Below are 22,555 nucleotides of genomic sequence, written 5' to 3'. Positions count from 1 at the left end.
CTCCCTAGACCTCCAGCCTCCGTTTGCCGTCCTTGATCACGGCAATGAAGTCGGGAAAATCGACGCTTCCCTTCTCGTTGAAAGCGGCGGTCGTCCCAGCCGGCCCCTGCACGAGCGCAAAATCCTTCATTCCCCCCTTGATCATCTTCTGAATTTCCTGCCCATCTGGTTTCCCAACTCGGCGCATCGCTTCAAGGCCGATCGACGTCGAATCGAAGCCGAGCGAGGAGAACGTGTTCGCATCCTGATTGTGGCGTGCGCGAAAGCGTTCGGCGAACGCTCGCCCGACCGGATTTGGCGTCGAGGGCTCGAAGACCGTCGCGACGGCGAACCCCTCCGAGGCGGGACCGGCAAGCCTTATGAAGTCGTCCGACAGCATCGATCCGGATCCCACGAACTGCGCTCGAAGGCCGATCTCGGCGGCTTGACGGACGATATTCGCACCGTCACCCGCCCAGCCCCCGATGTAGACCGCCTCGGGCCGTAGCGTTCGAACCTTGGTCAGCATGGACGAAAAGTCTTGTTCGCCGGCGTTGTAGCTGTCCCGCGAGACGATCGCGCCGCCTACTCCCGTGACTACTCGTGTGACCTGATCGGCCAGCGTCACGCCGTAGTTGGTATTGTCGTGAATGATGGCGACCTTCGTCTTCTTGAACTTCTCCACGATGGCCTTTGCCGTGTCCTCGCCTTGCCTATTGCTGTCGGGCCACGACCGGAAGAACCATGGATCTCCTGGAGTGTTTTGATCCGTTGCTGCCGCAGCGGTCGAGCCGCCCGAGAGCATGGGAACCTTGTACTCCGCGGCAACCTTGACGGCGGCAACGACGACGGCCGAAGCGTATGTGCCAACGATGAATGGTACTTTGTCCCGCTCGATCAGTTTGCGAACTGCTGTTACGCCCTTGGTCGAGTTGCTTTCGTCGTCCTCGACGACGAGTTCGATCTTGCTTCCGAACAATCCACCCTTGGCATTGACTTCCTCGACCGCGAACTGCAGGCCGAGAAGTATCTGGCGACCTTCGATGCTGGCCGGCCCCGACATCGGCAGCATTCCGCCTATCTTGATAGGCGCGGCCGACTGAGCACGTACGATGTGCGGTGCTAAGACAGAAGCACCGGCCGCCGCCAAGAACACTCTGCGAGAAAACCCCCTCATGACCATATCCTTTCGATGTGTTTGCTATTCTTTGTCTCGACGCTCGATCCAGATGGCGACCTTTCAGGCGCCGCTCGTCTTCTCGTATTCCTTGACCCAATGCTCGGCGATTTCGGTGCCGGTGGCGAACCAGACGCCGGGAAACGTGCGGATGAAAGCAATCAATTCTCTTATGAGGGTGATCCGGCTGGGCCTGCCGCTGACCTGAGGATGGAAGATGATGTCGTAGAGCCCTCCCCACCGGTAGATCTCTCGAAATTCCTCCATGAAGACGGAAAGCATGTGCTCATTGGTGAAAATCGGCCTCGGAGACTTGACTGAGAAGAGAGCGAACGGCGCGTCATCCAGACTCCAATGCCAAGGTAGCTCAACCGGCCCCTTGGAGCCGTCGGGCAAGCGATGACGATAGGGATTGATGTCGTCCATTAGCGAGGAGTCGTACAGAAATTCGTGCTTCTGAAGCAGCCTGAAGAGTCCCTCTGAGACTTCGCCCGCGGGGGACCGGTATCCCCTCGGCACGACGCCGACCTGGCGCTTGAGGGCTTCGAGACCGCGCTCCATCTCCTCGATCTCTGCCTCGTGATCATCGGCAACCCATCGATGCGAGTACGAGTGATGCCCTACCTCGTGCCCCTCCTTCACGATCATCTCGACGCGGCTCGTATGATTCTCCGCTACCCAGCCGGGGACGAAAAACGTTGCCTTCAGCTCCTCGTCGCGCAGCGTGTCGAGGATCTTCGGAACGCCAACTTTCGCGCCATAGCGGCCCTGGCTCAGCACGCCGAGCCGCTTGGCATTGTCCGGGTCGCGGCCCGTCCAAAGTGTCTCCGCGTCAAAGTCGAAGGTCAGCATGACGGCGCACTGCGCGCCATTCGGCCAACGAACACTCATGTCGTGCATCTTCGCCTCCTTCAGATTTTCCCGTGCCGAGCCGCCAGTATTCCTCCGTCGACCGGCAGGACCGTACCCGTGATGTAGGCTGCGTCCTCAGAGGCCAGGAACGCGACCGGACCGGCGATGTCCTCGGGCTGCCCCACTCTTTCCAATGGTGTCCCTTCGATCATGAGTCGCTGATAGAGAGCGTTCTGCTGGCGGCCGGTGGTCATCGGCGTGGCAATGACTCCCGGTGCGATTGCATTCACGAGGATTCCATCGGGACCGAGTTCGCCGGCGAGTTGCCTGGTGAATTGAGCGACGCCGGCCTTGGCGACGGAGTAGGCCGTGGTGCCGGGATAGCCGGTCAGGCCGAAGATCGACGATATGTTGATGATACGCCCGCCGGGGCGCGTGAGATGGGGAAGCACCGACCTCGTGATCCTGAGAAGGGATGCCAAATTGGTTTGAAGGAATCTGTCGATGAGTTCGTCGTCGGTATCTTGCAGCCGCTTTGAGCCGCCGATACCGGCATTGTTCACGAGAATGTCCACTCGCCCGAGCACTTCCAAGGCAGCAGCAACGATCTTCGCCCCCGCGTCAGCGTCCGTTACGCTCTTGATCAGCGCCGTTTGGCCCAAGCGACGTGCCGTCGCGTCCACGTCTGAATTGACGTCCACAAGAAGGACTTTCGCGCCCTCGGCGGCAAACCTCCGCGCGATACTTTCTCCGATGCCGCGTGCCGCACCGGTCACGATCGCGGTCTTTCCGGCGAACCTTCCGGTGAACGTATCGCCCGTTTTTTCAGTTCCGCTCAAACCTGCACCCAATGAAGTCGAGAACACGTCGTATCGCTATACGATACCATCATATTGCAATTGTCATGTAGCAGACGGTGTATGGTCAAGCGCAATTTTTGACCAGTCGACTTCTCGTCGATCGGATCATGAACTTCGCGGCGCGAAGTTTGGGGCGATTGCTGGATCGGTTCGCTCGCAAAGGGTAACCAGACTCTAAGACGATGCATGGAGAGGACGCGCTGAAGCTCCTCGGACGCGGAATCTCGATCTTGAAACAAGCCGGCGAGTTCATCGCTAAGCATTGCCGAGTGGCGATCGGCTGCGACGGGCTGGTTGCCGACGACCTTTCGTTCGACCAGCTCGCAGCAATCCCGCTTTGACTAGCCGCGCGGCATCAGTCGTCGCCTGAGACGCGTTCTCTTGACAGATTGCAGCAGCGATTGTGTCGCCTTGCCTGTCACCACATTCAATTCGGACAGGGTTGGCCGGCGGCACCCCACTTAGCCATGTCCTTGACGTGATCCTCGAAAGTACCCGGTGGCGTGCTGCGGCCGGCGCCGGGCGCCCATCCGCGCGGGATGAAACCGTTCAACGATGCATCGTGCCGGAGATGCTCGAGCAGGCCAACGGCATCGCGTCCGCCATTGCGCTTGGGATCCTTGAGCTGCGCGCAGATCTCGGCGCCGCTCTTGCCGAACCAGATGAACTCGACCGGGGCGAGTTGCCAGTCGATGCCCGCGCGCGGCGGCGACGGGGCCGGCTCGTTGGCTTGGGTGGAGGTCATGTGGCAGGTCGAGCAGGCGATCTTCTCGGCCCCGATTCGGCTGTCGCCGCCATGGATGTTCATGCCATGAATGCGCGGCTTGGTTTCGCCGGCCGGCGTCCAGATCGGAATCGCCTTGGCATCGACATGGCAATTGGCGCACCTCGGGTGCGTCACCACGGCCTCGATGCGCTTCCAGGCTTCCAGCCCCTCGGCGCGGCTGACGCTGCCCGGAGGCAGGACGTCCTTCTTCGCCTCGTCCTTGGCCGCGACGATCCCGGTGAGGCCGGCGATTGCGGAAGCGGCGAGAGCGAATGCGATCAGGGAGCTCCTCATGGCCCGCCTCAGACGAAATCAATGAACTTGTTGAAGGGCATTTCACGGATGCGCTGTCCGGTGGCCGCGAAGATCGCATTCGCGAGCGCTGGTGCGGCCGGCGGGACAGGCGGCTCTCCCACGCCCCTTACTTTCGGATCGTTCTCGAGGCCGCGAACCTCGATGGCAGGACATTGATAGATGCGCATAGCTTCATGCTGATTGTAATTGGTCTGCTGGACCGCACCTTTCGCGTAAGTCAGCTCGCAGTTGATCGCATGGCCCAGTCCCCAGACGACGGCGCCCTGGACCTGGTTCTCGAAATTGATGGGATCCATGACTTTGCCCACGTCGGCAGCCACCCACACCTTTTCGATCCTGATACCTTGTTCGGTCTTCGCCACTTCGACAACCTCGGCAACCGGCGTACCGAAGGACTCCACGAACGCGACGCCGCGCCCCCGGCCGTTGCCGAGCGGTCCCTTCCAGTCCGACATCTCCGCGACCGTTTCCAGCACTTTGCGATAGTGCGGCACGGTGCACATTGCGATGCGCGCCTTCATCGGATCGAGGCCCGCCGCGTGAATCAGTTCGTCCATGAAGCTTTCGGTGAAGAAGCCCGATGTCGACGCGCCGACCGACCGCCACGTGGTGCTCGGCGACAGCCCTTGCGCCTCGTAGCTCGTCGCCCGGAAGTTTGGGATGTCGTAGTAGACGTTCCGTAGACCAGCAGCCAATTGTCCGTCCGGGTCCTTCGAGGGGGCACCCGACCGTTCGAGCAATCCCTTGAGCGGAGCCGTGGAGGCCAGTTGCAGATCAGCCGCAACGATCCTGCCCCTTTCGACGCTGCCCCGGTGCCGCGCGATGGCGATCTGGCGCGGAATGTCCTGGAGGAAATCCTGTTCGCGCGAGAACACCAGCTTGATCGGCGTACCCCTCATCTGATTGGCGATCTCGGCGAGAACGCGGACGTTCTCGTACTCGAGACGATGGCCAAAGCTTCCGCCGGCCCACTGATTGTGGAAGGTCACCTGTTCGGGCTTGAGGCCGATGGCCGCGGCCGCGATGGACTGCACGAATTGCGGGCTCTGATGGCTGACCCAGATTTCCATCCCCTTTTCGGTGACGAGACCAAGACCGTTTAGGGGCTCCAGCGGCTGATGCGCCAAATAGGGCGCACGATACTCGGCCACGACGCCAGTACCGGTCTTCAACCCGGTTTCGACGTCACCAACTTTCTTCCACTCCTTGCCGAGGAATTCCGGCCTGAACGAGGATTCGAGAACCTTCCAATGGTCGGCCTGCTCGGCGGGGTAGGTCGAGGGTGCCCACTCGCAGTTGATGGTCTCAACGGCCTTGATAGCGTACCAACTGTTCGTGGCGACCACGGCGACGCCATTCTTGATTTCGAGGATTTTTTTGACCCCCGGCATCGTCCGCGCCTGACTCGCGTCATATGATTTGAGCGGCTGTCCCTTGTTCGGGTTCAGCTTGACGGAGGCATAGAGCATGCCGTCCATCTTCATATCTATTCCGAACTTTAGATTGCCCAGGACCTTCGCGCGGACATCGAGGCGCACCATCGGCTTGCCCAGCATGCGCCATTGCGACGGATCGCGCGGTTTGGCATCGAGCACCGGCGGAATCTTCGCAGCGTCTGCGGCGAGATCGACATAGGCGATCTTCTTCCCATCGGGCAGGATAACGTTGCCGGATTGTGTGCGCACGTCGGCGACGGCAACACCGGCACGTTTGGCTGCCGCGACCTTTAGCGTCTCGCGTGCGACTGCGCCGGCAACGCGCAGCTTCTGGTAAGTGTCCGGCACCGTGCTCGAGCCGCCGGTCATCTGCAGTCCGGTTTTCCTGAGATATTCAAGCGCGGCAGCCCGGGCCTCCTCCGCCGCCGGACTTTGGTCCGCGGCCACAAAAGGCGCGAATTCCTCCGCGAAGCCGCTGTTGAAATAGGCCGGACTGGGGCCCGCGAAGCGTATTTCGAACTGGCCGGGATCGAGGTCCATCTCTTCGGCGATCATGATCGGCTGCAGTGAACCGACGCCTTGGCCGATATCGGTGTGTTGCGCAATCAGGGTGATCTTGTCCGGCCTGATCTCGACCCAGGGATTGAAGGTCACGGCGTTCGGGCCAAGCCCGGACGAAAGCGGATTGTCGCTGGCGGCAGCGGCCTGCGCGACATCACCAAAGGCGCCGAATGCGATCCCGCCGGCTATGGCCGCGGAGCCGAAAACGAAAGCGCGGCGGGAAATCGTATGCATCTCACTTCTCCGCCATCTTCTTCACAGCTGCATGTATCGCCGCTCGAATGCGGGGATAGGTTCCGCAGCGGCAGAGATTGCCCGACATCACCTCGTTGATGTCCTTGTCGGTCGGCTTCGCGACCAGATTGAGGAGCGAGATCGCCTGCATGATTTGACCGGTCTGGCAGTAGCCGCATTGCGGGACCTGATGCTCGAGCCATGCCTGCACGACAGGGTGCTCGTCTCGCTTCTCGAGCCCTTCGAGCGTCACGACCGACTTGCCCGCGATCTCGCCGATATGCGCCTGGCAGGATCGGACCGCCATTCCGTCGATCTGGACGGTGCAGGCGCCGCATTGCGCGACGCCGCAGCCGTATTTAGGACTGGTGATACCAAGCTCGTCGCGGAGCACCCAAAGCAATGGCATCTCCGGGACGACGTCGACCCGGTGTTTGGTCCCATTGACCGTGAGCTCGATCATGATGTCCTCACAAATTTAGCCTTGGCTCACGGCCAAGCGAAGGCTGGACGATATCTGGCACCGTACGAGCTGCCAAGATCACTGATTGAGCAGTCGAGCGCCATCTGGTCGCAACTCGTAGCAACTTATCGACAGCAGAACTTCGTAAAGTTGCTACTTCGCAATCCGCCTATGATTGCACGGCTTGGATATGGGGCTTACGAAGTCCGCGGCTTTCCAGAAGCGGAAGGACGTCGCGGACGAATCGCGCGATTCCGTCGTGAAAATCGACCCAAGTACAGAGAACACCATCAAGTCCCGCTTGATTGAAGACCTGGAGCTGATCGGAGATTTCGTCAGCGGTGCCCAACAGAATGTTTCCGCCGGCGCCCGCAGCGAAACGAATCCGGAAGTCACGCATCTGTTCGGGTGAGACGATCTTCGTTTCGGTGGCGAGACCTCTCGACCACGCGTCGACGCTTTCCTTGTCCTCGAGATCGACGGCATAGTGCCGTAGATAGGCCTCGGCCTCGTTCCGCGTGTCGCGTTGTACAACCGGACAATAAGTCCAGACTTGGATCTCCCGTCCGAACTCCTCCCTGGCCAACTTCTTGTATTCGTCAATTTGCTTGCGGCACACCTCGGGGTCGTTCGAACGCAAAATCACGAAAGCCATATCGGCGTGTTCGCACGCGAAGCGCATTCCACGCGGCGAGCCACCGGCGTTCATGATCGGTGGCCGTGGACGCTGCAGAGGCTTTGGCATCGAGGCACCACGGATAACCTTGTAAAACTCGCCGTTGAAGTCGAATTCTTCCTCTTCGTTCCACATCCGCTGGATGACTTCGAGCCATTCCCCCAAATGGTCGTATCGGGCATCATGCTCCTTCAGAGGAGCGCCGAACATTTCGAGCTCCGGGCGATTCCATCCCCCGACTACATTCAATCCGAACCGCCCACCCGAAATAATATCGATGGTGGCGCACTGCTTGGCACATGTGATCGGATGAATGGTCGGCGCGTGTGATGTAGCGAATACCGCGGAGTAACTCGTGGCTTGGGCGACGCCCGCGGCCCAAGTGAAGGGATCGAGAACGATTCCGCTCGCGTGGTTCGGACGCCCCGGAATGTACCCTTTCCATCTCGCATAGGCGACGATCGCCTCGAAGCCCGCACGATCGGCCATCGTTGCGGTGTCGACGGAGTTCTTCCACGTCGGTTTGTACTGTTCGGGGGCCAAGGTCTGGGCGCCGCCCTTGCCGTTCGTGCCAAAAATTCCAAGCTTCAGCTTGTTGGAGTTGAACAGCGGGTTCTTCGACATTGCGCGCCTCACAGAAAAGCTTCATTCGTATCGTATTGCAATACGAATGAATTTCTCTTTAGACTATTTTCGGAGAGGATGCGTTGTCAACTGCGAAGGGTGGTAAAACTCGTGCCCCCGGGAGAAACGAAATCGCGGATGAATCAGACCGAAGAATCGAAGCAATCCTCAAAGAAAGACCGCCTCTTCGTGGAGGCCATTGGCCGCGCATTTTGAGACGTACTCGGAGACGGCCGAACCACGGTCGCTTGCACAGCTGGCTGCTGCGAGCGGTTTGGACAAGAGTGCCGCTCAGCGCATCGCACACACTTTGCGTAATCTCGGTTATCTCGAGCATAAAGCCGGCGGTTACGTCCCAGGCAGCCGCGTTTTGGACCGCACTTTCGACTACCTGCGGGCCAATCCGCTCGTCGGCCGCGCAATGCCGATCCTCACCGAACTGCGCCGGAACGTGACGGAGAGGGTCGACATGAGCTTCTTCGAGGATCTGACTTTGCTGTACGCAGTCCGACTTCAAAGCAAGCGGGATTCCTTTTATGCGCACCTAATTGGGCGCCGCATTCCCACCTACTGCACGGCTGGGGGGCGCGCCGTCATGGCCTTTCTTTCCGATGAGGAAGCCCGCGACATCCTCAGCCGTTCCGACCGAAGGAAGCTGACGCCGCGAACTACGACAGAAATCCCAAAGATTTTGGACCACGTGAAGCGCGCGCGCGAAAAGGGATACGCGACCTCACTCGAGCAAGTCTATGTAGGTGAGCTGGCGGTCGCGGCAGCTCTTACAGATAAGGATGGGCGGCCGTTTGGCGCCATACATGTTGCCGGCTCTCTGGGTGAGTGGCAACTCGACGACTTCGAACGTCGGGTTGCGCCGCTGGTGGTGGCGGCCGCCACCGCAATCAGCTTTTGAGTGGCAGTTTCTCGCGACTTGAGATAGCGCAGGATTTCGACAGCTACGCGCGACGACGTTGGACCTGTTCTCGGCGCGCATCTGCCCTTCGATGCCGCCGCGGCGCCGCGGCATGCCGATCCCGCCGTCAGGCGCGCGCAGCCAAGCGAATAATTGGACCTGCTCAATACCGGAATCCGAATAGCAATTGTTTGACCTTGATCGTTTCTCGGACGGCTCGATGCTATGCCTTCGCCGCGCTATCGCACGGTCAAGCCATGCCCTTGGAACGCGCTCAGATGTGGCTCGGCACGTGCTGGGATTGCTGCTCCTTCCACCGACGATGCTGCTCACGAAGCGCAGCCTCAGCTCAAAGAACGAGAGGCATTCGGTGCGGCGAAATGCGGCCTGCCACCGCGTGAGCCACGGAGAGTTCGAGATTTCAGCACGTGGTCGCCGGGCCGTTTCACCGGTCACGAGGGCTATGTGAAGGAAGCATTCGGTCAGAGTTGATGATGCTATCTTCGAACCCTCGCATGATCGCGAGCATTTTGACGAACGCACGCCCGAGGATTCCGAATACCCGGTGGAAAGGTCGAGCGATGCAAGGATCCGCAGGATGCTCGGCAATTGCGAGACCCAGGTGTGACCCAAGCGGCCCACGGACGCCGCTGCCGGGTCATAACCGTCTCTAAGTTTATGATTCTGCGGTGTTATTGGTGGGCGCACCAGGGCTCGAACCTGGGACCCGCTGATTAAGAGTCAGCTGCTCTACCAACTGAGCTATGCGCCCGAAAGGCGGTCAAGGCCTTGCGAGGCCGGTCGTTTAGCAAAGCGATCCGGGTCTGGCAAGCGATCGGACGCAAGTTTTCCAAGGTCTCGTCCACAGGCCCGGAAATGCGAAAAGCCGCTGGATTCCAGCGGCTTCGCCAGGGCCCGCGGCGCGAGAACCGGCCAGTTCAGAGCCGGCCCTCCCGGTCCCGGTCGGGACCGCGGTCACGGTCGAAGCGGTCATGGTGGAAGTGGTCCATGCCCCGTTCCATCATGCGGTCCATGCGCTCCATGAAGTGGTGGTGGCGCGGGCCGTCCTCGCCGCCACCGAACGGGCCGCGGTGCCGGGTCAGCACGGCGAGGCGCCGTTTCTGGCCCTCATCGAGGGTCTTGTACAGCGGATCGGCGGCATCGGCGATCTTCTTCAGGGCCGCGGAAGTCGCACCCATGTCCTCGGCGCGCTGGCGCAGGCGGGCGACCGGATCCTCCGGTCTGTCGGCATCCCTCGACATGTCACCTGGACCCGCATTCATCCGCGCATTGGCACGGTCGATGCGCAGCTTGGCGAACTCCCGCACGGCCGCCTCGACCGGCGGCCACAGCTTCTCCTGATCGGCGTTGAGCCTCAAGCCGGCATGGACGGCGGCGATTCGCGCATCGACGAAAGCGGCGCGGTCCTCGGGGTTCATGCGGATGTGGCGGACGTGCTCCATCCACGGGCGATGATATTGGGCATAGACCGCGCCCGAGCCGGCGATGCTGAGCGCGGCAATGGCGGCGATGGTGAATTTCTTCATCCTGACCTCCTCTGGAAGCGATGCCCGTGAGGATGAGCGCGAGGGGGCTGACGCGCAACTTACAACTTGGACAGGAAGCGCGCTCTTGCCGAGATGTAACCGCCGTGAATGCCCGTTCAGATGCAAACTGAAATGATTTGCAACAGAAAGGGCTTCCGTGCGGTGCGCGGAAGCCCTTCGCTGGTCGCCCGTGGCGGTCAGTTCGTCGGGCTCTTGGCTTCCTTCAGGAACTCGTCAATCAGCCCCTGGCCGATGCGGCCCGCGGCCTCCTTGTAGACCGGCTCCATCGCCTTGCGCATCGCCTCGTCCTGATCGGCCGTCAGCTTGATGATCTCGCTCTTGCCGCTCTTCTTGATCTCGGCCAGCGCGTCGTCGTTCTCCTTCTGCGACTGCGCGTTGCTGAACTCGGTCGCCTCTTTCATCGCCTTCGACAATGGGTCACGGATGTCGGCCGGCAGATCGTCCCAGAACTTCTTGTTCACGATCACGACGTAGCCGATATAGCCGTGATTGGTTTCGGTGATGTACTTCTGCACCTCGTGCATCTTCTGGGTGTAGATGTTCGACCAGGTGTTCTCCTGGCCGTCCACGACGCCGGTCTGGAGTGCCTGGTAGACTTCCGAGAACGCCATCACCTGCGGCAGCGAGCCGAGCGACTTGAACTGGGCCTGGATCACGCGCGAGGATTGGATGCGGAATTTCACGCCCTGATAGTCGGCCGGCGTGATCAGCTTCTTGTTCGCGCTCATCTGCTTGAAGCCGTTGTCCCAATAGGCAAGGCCGGTGATGCCCTTGGCATCCAGCAGCTTGAGCAGCTTCGTGCCGAGCGGCCCTTCCGTCACCTTCCGCAGCGTCTTCAGGTCGGGCAGGATGTAGGGCAGATCGAACACCTCGAACTCGCGGATGCCGAGCGGGCCGAACTTGGAGTTGGACGGCGCCAGCATCTGCACGCTGCCGAGCTGGAGCGCCTCGAGCTCTTCCTTGTCCTTGTAGAGGGTCGAATTCGGATAAACCTCGACCTTCACCTTGCCGCCGGTATATTTCTCGGCGAGCTCCTTGAACTTCTCCGCGCCCTTGCCCTTCGGCGTGTCGGTGGTGACGACGTGGCTGAACTTGATGATGATCGGTGATTGAGCCAGTGCCGGCCCGGTCAAACCAAGTGCCAGAGCCGCGATGGACGCGGCGATCGCCAAGGTGCGCATAGTCTCTCCCTATCGTTTGTTTGAGCCAGCCGGCGGCGCCGGGTGGCCAATCTTATGCCGGCTGCATCAATAGCGGCTCGCCGACACCGCCGCTATTGGCCCTTAGCAGGGCAGCTGTTCATGATGAACGCTGCCCGCACCACTGCGCTCTCCCTCTCCCGCAAGCGGGAGAGGCGAAGCAAACGGCGTCAGCTCGCCGCCGCCGTCGTCACCGTGTCGCGCTGGCGCTTCATGACGATCTTGTTGAGCGCGCCGAGATAGGCCTTCGCGGAAGCGACCAGCGTATCCGGATCCGCCGCGCGCGCCGTCATCGAGCGGCCGTCCTGCGCCAGCCGCACCGACACTTCCGCCTGCGCGTCGGTGCCCTCGGTGACCGCGTGCACCTGGTACAGCTCGAGCTTGGCCTCGTGCGGCACCAGGCGCTTGATGCAGTTGAACACGGCATCGACCGGGCCGTTGCCCTCGGCTTCCTCGATCTTGATCTGGCCGTCGACGTCGAGCTTCATGGTCGCGCGCTGCGGGCCATGGGTGCCGGCGATCACGGTCAGCGAGGTCAGCTTGATGCGGTCGTGGGAGGCCGCCATCTCCTCGTCGACCAGCGCCTCGATGTCCTCGTCGTAGATGTCCTTCTTGCGGTCGGCCAGCGCCTTCATCCGCGTGAATGCATCTTCCAGCTGGTTCGGGCCGAGCTTGTAGCCCATCTCCTCCAGCTTGTGCACGAAGGCATGGCGACCGGAATGCTTGCCCAGCACCAGCGAGGACTGCTTCAGGCCGACCATCTCGGGGCGCATGATCTCGTAGGTCGAAGCGTCCTTCAGCACGCCGTCCTGGTGAATGCCGCTCTCATGCGCGAAGGCATTCCGGCCGACGATCGCCTTGTTGTACTGCACCGGAAATGACGTCGCCGCCGACACCAGCTTCGAGGCGCGGGTCAGCTGCGTCGTGTCGATCTTGTTCCAGTAGGGGAATTTGTCGTTGCGCACGTTGATCGCCATCACGATCTCTTCGAGCGCGGCGTTGCCGGCGCGCTCGCCGATGCCGTTGATGGTGCACTCGACCTGGCGCGCGCCGCCGGTGATGCCGGCCAGCGAGTTGGCGACCGCCATGCCGAGATCGTTATGGCAGTGCACGGAGAACACCGCCTTGTCCGAGTTCGGCACGCGCTCGATCAGCGTCCTCATGAAGTGGGTGTATTCCTCCGGCACCGTATAACCGACGGTGTCGGGGATGTTCACCGTTGTGGCGCCGGCCTTGATCACGGCCTCGACGATGCGGCACAAAAAGTCCATCTCGCTGCGGGTGCCGTCCTCGGCCGACCATTCGACGTCGTCGATCTGGTTGCGGGCGCGCGCGACCATGGCGACCGAGGTCTCGATCACCTGCTCCGGGGTCTTGTTCAGCTTCACGCGCATGTGCAGCGGCGAGGTCGCGATCACGGTGTGGACACGGCCGCGCTTGGCGAACTTCACCGCCTCGGCGCAGCGGTCGATGTCGGCGGGATGGGCGCGCGACAGACCGGCGATGACGGCGTTCTTGGAGCGGCGGGCGATCTCGCTGACCGCCTGGAAGTCGCCTTCGGAGGTGATCGGGAAGCCGGCCTCGATGACGTCGACGCCCATTTCGTCCAGGAGCTCGGCGACCTCGAGCTTCTCCTCGAAGGTCATGGTGGCGCCGGGGCACTGCTCGCCGTCGCGCAGCGTGGTGTCGAAAATGATGACGCGGTCCTTCTCGGACTTGTTCGCGGTAGCCATGACTAGATTTCCTTTTGAGCGTTGGCGCCGTTCAGAGCCGTTTCAGTCTCTTGGCGCTTGAGGTGTCCGGTGATCTCGACCAACCCCTGAGCGCCCAGGCGCATGGCGCCCAGCCGGCCCTCAGGGGCAAGTAAGAAGAAGGCCGCCAATAAGGAGGGTGGGCAGCAGGGCAGCCGGGATCGCGGCGGCGGCCAGAGCCACCTCCCCCGAAATCCCCTCGATTTGGCCGCGAATCAGCATTGCCGGACCCTGTTGAGCCTCAAATCCTCGGTCAAAACCGTTGACGGTTGGTTTCCGGGAAGCTCGATGCGGCCGTTTCTAGACGAGAAATGGCCGCAACTGCAACGCCAAAAGATGGTCAACATACGTGACCTATAGACCTCTGGATCGATCCTCGCCGCGTGGGTTTCGCGTCCACTCCAGCCGAGATCTATGGGGACACACCTATCCCGTGCCGGTGCGGCGGGCGCGCGCCCTGTTCTCCCAACGGTTCAGCATTTGGCCGAGCTCGCCGGTGGGCGCGGCGGTGCCGGTCTTCGCGATCTCGTTGGTGTTCGCCGCTGTATTGGCCGAGAGCCAGTCCGGCTCCGTGTACTCGCGCCAGCGGCGTGCCTCCGCGCGCCTTTTCCGGGAGACGTAATCTCGCGTGAAATAGCCAGCCGCAAAGGCAAACAAGAGAAGGATGACCAGGATGACGACTTGCACAATGAGCTCCGGCTTTATCCCCGCTAGCGCCCCTGCAATCCAAACGCACCCGAAGGTGACGAAATTGCGGCCCGCGATCACGCCGCGGTTTCAAGTCTGCCCCTCGCAACCGGACGCGGACCGGACTAACCTTCGCCTCGCTTGGCCGGATCAACCGGCCAGCCGAAGATGACCGGGAGGATACGATGACACGCCAGGAGGCTCCTGAGCAGGAGCAGCGTGCGCACGATGCTGCGCTTTCACGACGAACACTGGTCCGGGGGCTGGCGCTCGGCGCCGCAGCCACGATGGCGGGCCCCGCGCTGGCCCAGACCGGGCCCGCCGCACCGCCGACGACGATCACGACGCCGCCGCGCGATTTCGGTCCGGGCGGCGCGCCGACAACCTATTTCTGGGACCCCGACATCATCGCGGTCGATCCGTCCTTCAACGATCTCGCGCAGCCCAACACCGCGATCAAGCGTCTCTACACCGGGCTGCTCTGGGCCGAAGGCCCGGCGTGGAGTGCACAGGGCCGCTATCTCTTGTGGAGCGACATTCCCAACAACCGGCAAATGCGCTGGACCGAGGACGACGGCCGCGTCAGCGTGTTCCGCTCGCCCTCCAACAATTCCAACGGCAACTCGTTCGACTTCCAGGGCCGCCAGCTCTCCTGCGAGCACCTGACGCGGCGGGTGACGCGCTACGAGCACGACGGCACCGCCACGGTGCTCGCCGAGTCCTACCAGGGCAAGAAGCTGAACTCGCCGAACGACGTCGCCGCGCATCCCGACGGCAGCTATTGGTTCACGGATCCGCCCTATGGCGGCCAGCTCTACGAAGGCGAGCCCGACGTCGCGGGTGGCCCGAGCAACGCCGGCGGCAAGCTCAATCCGCGGATCGGACAGCCGGCCGGCTTCGTGCCGGGCAAGCGCGAGCTTCCGACCAATTGCTATCGCATCGATCCCTCCGGCCGCATCGACCTCGTCGTCACCGAAGACCAGGTGCCCGACCCGAACGGGCTCTGCTTCTCGCCCGACTACAAGAAGCTCTACATCGCCTCGACGGGCAAGGGACCGGGCGACACCGGCCCCGGCGGCAAGGGCGAGATCTTCGTGTTCGACGTCGGCAGCGACAACAAGCTCTCGAACCTGAAGAAGTTCACCGATTGCGTGATCGACGGCGTAAAGTGCGGACCGGATGGTCTGCGCTGCGACGTCAACGGCAATCTCTGGGCCTCCAGCAACGCCGGACGCGCCGTCGGCTACAGCGGCGTCACGGTATGGTCGCCGGAGGGCAAGCTGCTCGGCCGCATCCGTCTGCCGGAAGTGTGCGGCAACGTCTGCTTCGGCGGCCCCAAGCGCAACCGCCTGTTCATGGCGGCGAGCCAATCGCTCTACGCCGTGTATACGGCGACGCAGGGCGCAGGGCCGGGCTGAGCGAAGAGTGCACCGCTAGCGTAGGGTGGGCAAGCGAAGCGCGCCCACCCCTCCCTCCGATATGGAACGAGATGGTGCTCACCCTACGACCCTGAGAGATTTACGTGAAATTGCGAGAGGCGCCGGCGTCGACGCCTTCGCATGAGAAGCAGTCATTCACAAGAACAGCGACGAGGCCTTCGATCCCATGCTGCCGCCGCAGGCATCGCAATAGCAGCGGCTGTATGCTATGCGAGCCGGATTGTGGCCGCAACGATCGGCTCCGTGAGGAAGTAGGCGATGCGTGTTGTAATCTGTGGCGGCGGCGTCATCGGAGCTTGCACTGCTTATTTCCTCCGCCGGCATGGTGTCGATGTCATCGTCGTCGAACGGACCGCCGTGGCGGCTGCAGCCTCCGGCAAAGCCGGCGGCTTTCTGGCGCGCGACTGGTGCGCGGGCACGCCCCTCGACGCCTTGGCACGTCACAGTTTTAAGCTTCACGCGCAACTGCCCCTGGAGCTTCCCGGGCATTGGGACTACCGGCCGATGAGCGCATACAGCGGCCGGGTCGTTCCCGAAGGTGATCCGCGCCGGAACACGCGCTCCACATTCGACTGGCTCAGCAACGGCATCGACATCGCGCAGCGCATCGGCACGACCGAGACGACTGCCATCGTTCATCCCCAGAAGTTCACATCGGCCATGATGAATGCGGCGATCGCGCAAGGCGCCGAGCTGCGCCATGGCCTCTTCACGGGCATCCTGCGCGAGGCGGGTTGCACGACCGTCAAGGGCATCGGGGTGGGCGATAGCATCATCGAGGCCGACGCCGTGGTGATCGCAATGGGTCCATGGTCCCTGCTCGCCACGAAGTGGATGAGTCTGCCCGCCCTGTATGCGCAACGCAGCCCCAGCATTGTCTACGACACGGGCACACATGTATCCGCAGACGCCCTGTTTCTCGAGATGGAGATTCGCGGCCAAGTCACCCCTATCGAGGTGTTCCCCCGCCCGGACGGCACCACCTATGTGACCGCTTGTCCCGACACAGACACCTTCCCTACGGATCCGGCCCGTGTGGAGCCCGGGCCAAATCTCATGCACAGGCTGCAACAGATCTCAGAGCGACTTTCGCCGCTGTTCCGACCGGAGAAGATCATCGCCCAACAAGCGTGCTACCGCCCCGTGACAGCGGATGGCTCCCCGTTGATTGGCCGCGTGCCGCAGGAAGAAGCGCTCTACGTTGCGACTGGCCATGGGGTCTGGGGTATCCTCAATGCCCCTGCAACCGGCGAAGCACTCGCGGAGTTGATTGTCGAAGGCGCGACACGCAACGTCGACCTCGCGCCGTTCGATCCGGCCCGCCTTCCGCCACTTGATGTGCCGCGGAGGCAGTGGTCATAAGGACTCGCTCCCTGCGTTGTGAGCGCATGCCCATCGAAATCTGAACGCTTTCGGCTTCGTCAGATCATAACCGTCCCGCCGGCATCAACGGACCCATCCTGCGATCCTGCCGTTATCCCCGACGCGGCCCGGAGCAGCCAGATGGACGATCGGCCAAGACAACCCGACCTGATGCAGGATGACGGCTTCGTCCGCGTCCGGGGCGCGCGCGAGCACAATCTTGGGAATGTCGACGTCAAGATCCCGCGCAATGCCCTCGTCGTGTTCACCGGTGTCTCCGGCTCGGGGAAATCCTCGCTCGCCTTTGGAACGATCTACGCCGAGGCGCAGCGGCGCTATCTCGAATCCGTGTCGCCCTATGCCCGGCGGCTGTTCCATCAGATGCAAATTCCGGAGGTCGACGACATCGAAGGCCTGCCGCCCGCGGTGGCTCTCCAGCAGCAGCGCGGGGCGCCGACGACGCGATCATCGGTCGGCAGCGTCACCACCATCTCGAACCTGCTCAGGATGCTCTATTCCCGCGCCGGCGATTACCCGCGCGGACAGCCGATGCTGTATGCGGAGGCGTTCTCGCCGAACACGCCGGAGGGCGCCTGCCCGACCTGCCATGGCATCGGCCGGATGCTCGACGTCACCGAGAAGTCGATGGTGCCGGACGACACCAAGACGATCCGCGAGCGCGCTGTCGCTGCCTGGCCGAGTGCCTGGCAGGGCCAGAACCTGCGCGACATCCTGACGACGCTCGGCTACGACGTCGACAAGCCCTGGCGCGAGCTGCCGAAGAAGGACCGTGACTGGATCCTGTTCACCGAGGAGCAGCCGACCGTGCCTGTTTATGCCGGCTACGACGCAGCCGAGGTCAAGCGGGCGCTGCGCCGCAAGGAGGAGCCGAGCTACCAGGGCACGTTCACCGGCGCCAAGCGCTACGTGATGCAGACCTATGCCAAGTCTGAGAGCGCGATGATGAAGCGCCGCGTCGCGCAATTCATGGTCACGCGGGACTGCCCAACCTGCCACGGCGCAAGGTTGAAGCCGGAGGCGCTCAAGGTGAAGTTCGCTGGGCTCAACATCGCCGAGATGTCGCACCTGCCGCTCAAGCAGTTGCACGAACTGATCAAGCCCTTCGCAAGAGCATCAACGGACAAATCCGAGAAGACCGTTGTCGCCAGGCGCATCTGCGAGGATCTGTCGGCGCGTCTCGCCGTCCTGCTCGACCTTGGCCTCGGCTATCTCGCCTGCGAGCGCAGCACGCCGACGCTGTCGCCGGGGGAGTTGCAACGGTTGCGCCTGGCGACGCAGGTCCGCTCCAATTTGTTCGGCGTCGTCTACGTGCTCGACGAGCCGTCCGCAGGACTACACCCCGCCGATACCGAGGCGCTGCTGCGGGCGCTGGACCGACTGAAGCGCGCGGGCAACTCGATCTTCGTCGTCGAGCACGAGATCGAGGTGATCAAGCATGCGGACTGGCTGGTGGACGTCGGCCCCGACGCCGGCGACGGCGGCGGGCTCATCCTCTATAGCGGGCCGCCGGCGGGGCTCGGTGACATCGAGCAATCGCGCACCGCCCGCTATCTCGCCCATCCACGAAAGAAGCTGCCGACGGTCCGCCGCGAGCCTAGGGGGCATCTGAAGCTCAGGGGCGTGACCCGCAACAACCTTAGCGGCCTCGACGTCGATATTCCGCTGGGCGTCATCGCCAGCATCACCGGCGTGTCGGGCTCCGGCAAGTCGAGCCTGATCAGCCAATTCCTCGTCGACACCTTGGCCGCGCATCTCGGCCATACGCTTGCCACTGACACTGAGGACGACAGCCTGGCTCCGGCGGTCGAGACTCTCGGCGGCAAGATCGTTGCCGGTCTCGACCAGGTCAGCCGCCTCGTCGTCGTCGACCAGAAGCCGATCGGCCGCACGCCGCGCTCCAACCTTGCGACCTATACCGGCCTGTTCGATCACGTGCGAAAACTGTTCGCGGCGACGCCGCAGGCAAAGTCGCGCCGCTACGACGCCGGCCGGTTCTCCTTCAACGTCGCCAAGGGCCGCTGTGCGACCTGCGAGGGCGAGGGCTTCGTCTGCGTCGAGCTCTTGTTCCTGCCCAGCGTCTACGCGCCCTGCCCGACCTGCAAGGGCGCGCGCTACAACGACAAGACGCTGGAGGTGAAGATCAACGGCAAATCCATTGCGGACGTGCTGGCGATGCGCGTCGACGAGGCCTTCGCGTTCTTCGCGGGCGATTCCACGCTGAACCGGTCGCTGTCGGTCGTCCGCGAGGTCGGGCTCGGCTATATCCGTCTCGGCCAGTCCGCGACCGAACTGTCGGGCGGGGAAGCCCAGCGCATCAAGCTCGCGACCGAGCTGATGCGTCCGCAACGCGGCCACACGCTCTATGTCCTGGACGAGCCGACCACCGGCCTTCACCCGCGCGACGTCGAGCGCCTGATCGCGCAGCTCGAACGGATCGTGGACGGTGGCAACAGCGTGATCGTGGTCGAGCATGACATGGACGTCGTGGCGCACAGCGACTGGATCATCGATCTCGGGCCCGGCGCCGGTGACGAAGGCGGCAATATCGTCGCATCGGGGACGCCGCATCAGCTGGCCAAGGCCGTTGGAAAGACCGCGCGCTATCTGGCGCGGCGCTTGGAGCAGTGATCGCGGGTGTGCGGGGGGTCCCTTTCGCAATTGCACTCCCGGCCCGCGGAGGACGGACCTCGACTTTCGCGCTGTTGACTTTCCGCCGTCCCGCTCCCCATACTTCGCGAACAACAACAAGATCGAACGACGGTTTTGAGGGAGGATAGGATGCCGACTTCACGCAGGCAGCTGCTGAAGACCTCGGCGGCTGCCGCCGCCGCACTCAGCCTCGATTGGACACGCGCCCAGGCACAAGCCGAGAACATACGCATTGGCCTGATCTACGACCTCACCGGCCCGTTCGCCGCCGGCGGTTCCGTCGCCTCGTCGATCGGCGCTCAGATCGCCATCGATCTCGTCAACGAGAAAGGCGGTGTCGGCGGCAAATACAAGGTCGCTCCGATCGCCGCGGATTCGCAGAGCAAGCCCGACGTTGCGATCAACGAGGCCGAACGCCTGATCAACCAGGAGAAGATCGACATCCTCAACGGCGTCTATGCGAGCTCGCATGCGGTGCCGCTCGCGGCCAAGGTCGAGCAGCAGAAGAAGATCCTATGGATCACGACCGCGGTCTCGACCGCCGTGTTCAAGGACAAGAACCTGCAATACGTGTTTCGCGCGCAGATCCATTCGGATCAATACGGCCAGGCCTTTGCGAGCTTCCTCACCGAGCATGCCAAAGCCAAGCTCGGCATGGACCCGAAGGAGGTCAAGGTCGCGTTGATCCACGAGGACGGCCCCTATGGCGTCGGCGTTGCGTCTGCAGATGAAACTTATGCCAAGGAGGCCGGCATCCCGGTCGTGCTGCGCGAGGGCTATTCGGCCTCGGCGCCCGACCTGTCGGTGCTGGTGACCAAGATCAAGCGCGCCAAGGCCGACGTGATCTCGCATGCGGGCTACAACCCTGACATCACCTTGTTCCTGCGCCAGGCGCGCGAGAGCGGGTTGCGCTTCAAGATGCTGTTCGGCGCCGGCGCCGGCTACAGCCAGCTCGACAAGCTGCGCGCCACTTTCGGCGCCGACATCGACAATTTCTGCAACATCGACCCGGTGCCGGCGCAGCTGCTCGATCCCGCCAAGCTCGCGCCCGGCATGGGCGATCTGATCAAGACCATGGTCAGTCGCTACCAGGCCAAGACCGGCGCCACCGACGTGCCGCCGCATTGCTCGATGGGCTTCAACCAGACCTGGGTGCTGCTCAACAACGTGCTGCCGGTCGCCAAGGAGAAGTACGGCAGCTTCGAGCCCGAGGCGATCCGGAAAGCGGCGCTCGACGTCGACATCCCCGCGGGCGGCACGATCCAGGGCTATGGCGTGAAATTCTTCCCGCCGGGCACGCCGCTCTCCGGCCAGAACGAACGTTCGACACCGGTCGTGATGCAGAACGCCGGCGCGCACATCTCCGTGGTGTGGCCGACCAACATCCGCACGCAGGACCCAGTCTTCCCGCTGCCGAAGGGCTCGACCTACGGGGCGTAGCGAAGTCACGCTCCACGAGCGGTGCACCCTCTCCCCCTGTGGGAGAGGGTGGCTCGCCGCGAAAGCGGCGAGACGGGTGAGGGGTCTCTCTCCGCGAACGTTCTTTCACATTTGAGCCCGCGGAGAGAGACCCCTCACCCGGCGCTTCGCGCCACCTTCTCCCACAAGGGGCGAAGGATTAGCAGCGTGCCTGAGGTCAATTCGGTGACTTCATCCACGCCTACAACACCACCCTTCTCCCCTCCTCCGCCGCCCAATATCCCGCGTAGTTCACCTTGATCGTCTCATAGGCCAGCGCGAGGTCCGACAGCGGCTGGCGGCCCGTCGCGACGCATTCCATGAAGTCCTGGATCTCCTGCAAATAGCCGCGAGTCCATTCCTCCTCGAGGCAGACATATTGCCAGCCGGTTTTGCGGTCGACCTTCTCGGTGATGTAGACGCCCGCGAGCTTCTCCTCGCTGGTCTGATAGCTCATCAGATGATCGTTCGGCGTGATGTTGGCGAACAGGGAGCCGCCGCTCGTATAGGTCTCGATCAGATTGCGCACGCCGCCCATGATCATGTCGCCGGAGAACACGGTCGCCTTGGTGCCGTCCGAGAAAGTGGCGGTGAGCGTGCCCCAGTCCTCGACATCGAGGGGATTGGCCTTGATGTAGCTGCGCTCCTCCGGCTTGAGCCCGGCGGTGACGTTGCCGACATCGCCAGTGACGCTGGCGACGCGGATGCGCTCGCCGCGCGCCCTGGCTTCGACCTGCTTCAGATACAGCACGGCCGAGAGCGGATGGCAGCCCATGCGGATCAGCGAGCCGCCGCCGGTCATCGCCCATTGCGCGGCATGCGCGGCGTGCGAGCCGGAATGGCTCTCCTCGCCCTTCATGAACAGGATCTTGTCCTTGGTCGCCTTGATGATCTCGGCGGTCTTGGTCACCGCCGGCGCGTAGATCCAGTCCTCGGCATACATGAAGAGCTTGTCCGTGCGCTCGATTGCGGCGCGCGTCCTGTCCATCTCTTCGATCACGCGCTCATACATCAGCGCCTTCGGCACGTGCTTGCCGATCGGCTGCTGATCGCCTTCGCGGCCGAAATAGCCGGCGAACGGCTTTTCGCAGATGACATGCTTGCCGGCCTGCATGGCGGCAATGATCATCTCGGCGTGAAGATTGGGCGGGGTGCAGATGTCGACGACGTCGAGATCGCGGTCGGTGATCAGGTCGGCGAAGCTCCGGTAAACTCGCGGGATATTGTGATGCCGGGCAAACGCGACAACCCTGTCACCGCGGGCAGCAACCGCCGCGACCTCGACGTCGACGCCATAGACGCGCCGGAACGCATACATGTGCAGCTCCGACACGAAGCCGCAGCCGACGAGTCCCACCCTGATCCCTGCCATAGCGCCCCCTTTGCATTGGGCGGCACTATAGCGCGCCTCGAGGCCTAATCCACCAAGACCCGCACCACGCCGGCGCGCATCATGCCGAGCTCGCGGGCGGCCGGCACCGAGAGATCGACGATGCGGCCGCGGATGAACGGGCCGCGATCATTGACGCGGCACTGGATCGTGCGGCCGCTGTAGGACACCGTGAGCA

The 22,555-nt window shown here is 62.8% G+C and carries 18 protein-coding genes and 1 tRNA gene; 5 read left to right on the top strand and 14 right to left on the bottom strand.

Annotated elements, in window-relative coordinates; translation table 11 throughout:
• Positions 1–4: 4 nt before the first annotated feature.
• The 7 genes from P0R31_RS23015 to P0R31_RS22985 form a co-directional block, all read right to left on the bottom strand.
• Complete coding sequence (locus tag P0R31_RS23015; RefSeq protein ID WP_275516464.1) at positions 5–1,156, bottom strand: ABC transporter substrate-binding protein; 1,152 nt, start codon at positions 1,154–1,156, stop codon at positions 5–7.
• A gap of 63 nt (positions 1,157–1,219) precedes the next feature.
• Complete coding sequence (locus P0R31_RS23010; protein WP_275516463.1) at positions 1,220–2,056, bottom strand: polysaccharide deacetylase family protein; 837 nt, start codon at positions 2,054–2,056, stop codon at positions 1,220–1,222.
• A gap of 11 nt (positions 2,057–2,067) precedes the next feature.
• Entirely contained in the window at positions 2,068–2,874 is an 807-nt protein-coding gene (locus P0R31_RS23005) for an SDR family NAD(P)-dependent oxidoreductase (protein WP_275516462.1), read from the bottom strand.
• Positions 2,875–3,295: 421 nt separating this feature from the next.
• A complete protein-coding gene (locus P0R31_RS23000) occupies positions 3,296–3,928 on the bottom strand; it encodes a hypothetical protein (RefSeq protein WP_275516461.1) in 633 nt (210 codons plus the stop codon).
• 8 nt (positions 3,929–3,936) lie between these two features.
• On the bottom strand, positions 3,937–6,180 hold the full coding sequence (locus P0R31_RS22995) for a xanthine dehydrogenase family protein molybdopterin-binding subunit (protein WP_275516460.1): 2,244 nt from the start codon (positions 6,178–6,180) through the stop codon (positions 3,937–3,939).
• Position 6,181: 1 nt separating this feature from the next.
• Positions 6,182–6,643, bottom strand: coding sequence for a (2Fe-2S)-binding protein (locus P0R31_RS22990; protein ID WP_275516459.1), 462 nt, complete (start codon positions 6,641–6,643; stop codon positions 6,182–6,184).
• Positions 6,644–6,812: 169 nt separating this feature from the next.
• Entirely contained in the window at positions 6,813–7,943 is a 1,131-nt protein-coding gene (locus tag P0R31_RS22985) for an LLM class flavin-dependent oxidoreductase (RefSeq protein WP_275516458.1), read from the bottom strand.
• A 199-nt stretch (positions 7,944–8,142) separates the two neighbouring features.
• Here P0R31_RS22985 and P0R31_RS22980 point away from each other — a divergent pair, with 199 nt between their 5' ends.
• Positions 8,143–8,853, top strand: coding sequence for an IclR family transcriptional regulator (locus P0R31_RS22980; RefSeq protein ID WP_275516457.1), 711 nt, complete (start codon positions 8,143–8,145; stop codon positions 8,851–8,853).
• 696 nt (positions 8,854–9,549) lie between these two features.
• Here the strand turns inward: P0R31_RS22980 and P0R31_RS22975 are convergent.
• From P0R31_RS22975 to P0R31_RS22955, 5 genes are all read right to left on the bottom strand, one after another.
• Positions 9,550–9,625, bottom strand: a tRNA-Lys gene (locus P0R31_RS22975).
• 166 nt (positions 9,626–9,791) lie between these two features.
• Positions 9,792–10,400: a Spy/CpxP family protein refolding chaperone gene (locus P0R31_RS22970; protein WP_275516456.1), complete on the bottom strand. Its 609-nt coding sequence runs from the start codon at positions 10,398–10,400 to the stop codon at positions 9,792–9,794.
• A 197-nt stretch (positions 10,401–10,597) separates the two neighbouring features.
• On the bottom strand, positions 10,598–11,602 hold the full coding sequence (locus tag P0R31_RS22965) for a TRAP transporter substrate-binding protein (RefSeq protein WP_275516455.1): 1,005 nt from the start codon (positions 11,600–11,602) through the stop codon (positions 10,598–10,600).
• A 188-nt stretch (positions 11,603–11,790) separates the two neighbouring features.
• Complete coding sequence (locus tag P0R31_RS22960) at positions 11,791–13,353, bottom strand: 2-isopropylmalate synthase (RefSeq protein WP_275516454.1); 1,563 nt, start codon at positions 13,351–13,353, stop codon at positions 11,791–11,793.
• A 444-nt stretch (positions 13,354–13,797) separates the two neighbouring features.
• Complete coding sequence (locus P0R31_RS22955; RefSeq protein WP_275516593.1) at positions 13,798–14,061, bottom strand: hypothetical protein; 264 nt, start codon at positions 14,059–14,061, stop codon at positions 13,798–13,800.
• Positions 14,062–14,243: 182 nt separating this feature from the next.
• On the opposite strand from P0R31_RS22955, the gene P0R31_RS22950 reads away from it, so the two are divergent.
• The 4 genes from P0R31_RS22950 (at position 14,244) to P0R31_RS22935 (ending at position 20,969) form a co-directional block, all read left to right on the top strand.
• Positions 14,244–15,476 (top strand): SMP-30/gluconolactonase/LRE family protein, encoded by a 1,233-nt coding sequence (locus tag P0R31_RS22950; RefSeq protein ID WP_275516453.1) that lies wholly within the window; start codon positions 14,244–14,246, stop codon positions 15,474–15,476.
• A 279-nt stretch (positions 15,477–15,755) separates the two neighbouring features.
• Positions 15,756–16,859, top strand: a complete 1,104-nt coding sequence (locus P0R31_RS22945; RefSeq protein WP_275516452.1) for an NAD(P)/FAD-dependent oxidoreductase — start codon at positions 15,756–15,758, stop codon at positions 16,857–16,859.
• Positions 16,860–17,000: 141 nt separating this feature from the next.
• Entirely contained in the window at positions 17,001–19,508 is a 2,508-nt protein-coding gene (gene uvrA / locus P0R31_RS22940; RefSeq protein WP_275516451.1) for an excinuclease ABC subunit UvrA, read from the top strand.
• A 150-nt stretch (positions 19,509–19,658) separates the two neighbouring features.
• Positions 19,659–20,969: an ABC transporter substrate-binding protein gene (locus P0R31_RS22935; RefSeq protein ID WP_275516450.1), complete on the top strand. Its 1,311-nt coding sequence runs from the start codon at positions 19,659–19,661 to the stop codon at positions 20,967–20,969.
• 220 nt (positions 20,970–21,189) lie between these two features.
• Here the strand turns inward: P0R31_RS22935 and P0R31_RS22930 are convergent, their stop codons facing one another.
• Entirely contained in the window at positions 21,190–22,359 is a 1,170-nt protein-coding gene (locus tag P0R31_RS22930; RefSeq protein ID WP_275516449.1) for a Gfo/Idh/MocA family protein, read from the bottom strand.
• A 44-nt stretch (positions 22,360–22,403) separates the two neighbouring features.
• Positions 22,404–22,555: septal ring lytic transglycosylase RlpA family protein (locus P0R31_RS22925; RefSeq protein ID WP_275516592.1), on the bottom strand; the 152-nt coding region annotated here is incomplete at its 5' end.

The organism is Bradyrhizobium yuanmingense, assembly GCF_029167105.1.
Lineage (GTDB): Bacteria > Pseudomonadota > Alphaproteobacteria > Rhizobiales > Xanthobacteraceae > Bradyrhizobium > Bradyrhizobium yuanmingense_A.
Note: the sequence above shows the minus strand (reverse complement) of the source record. Positions and strands in the feature narration are given on the sequence as shown.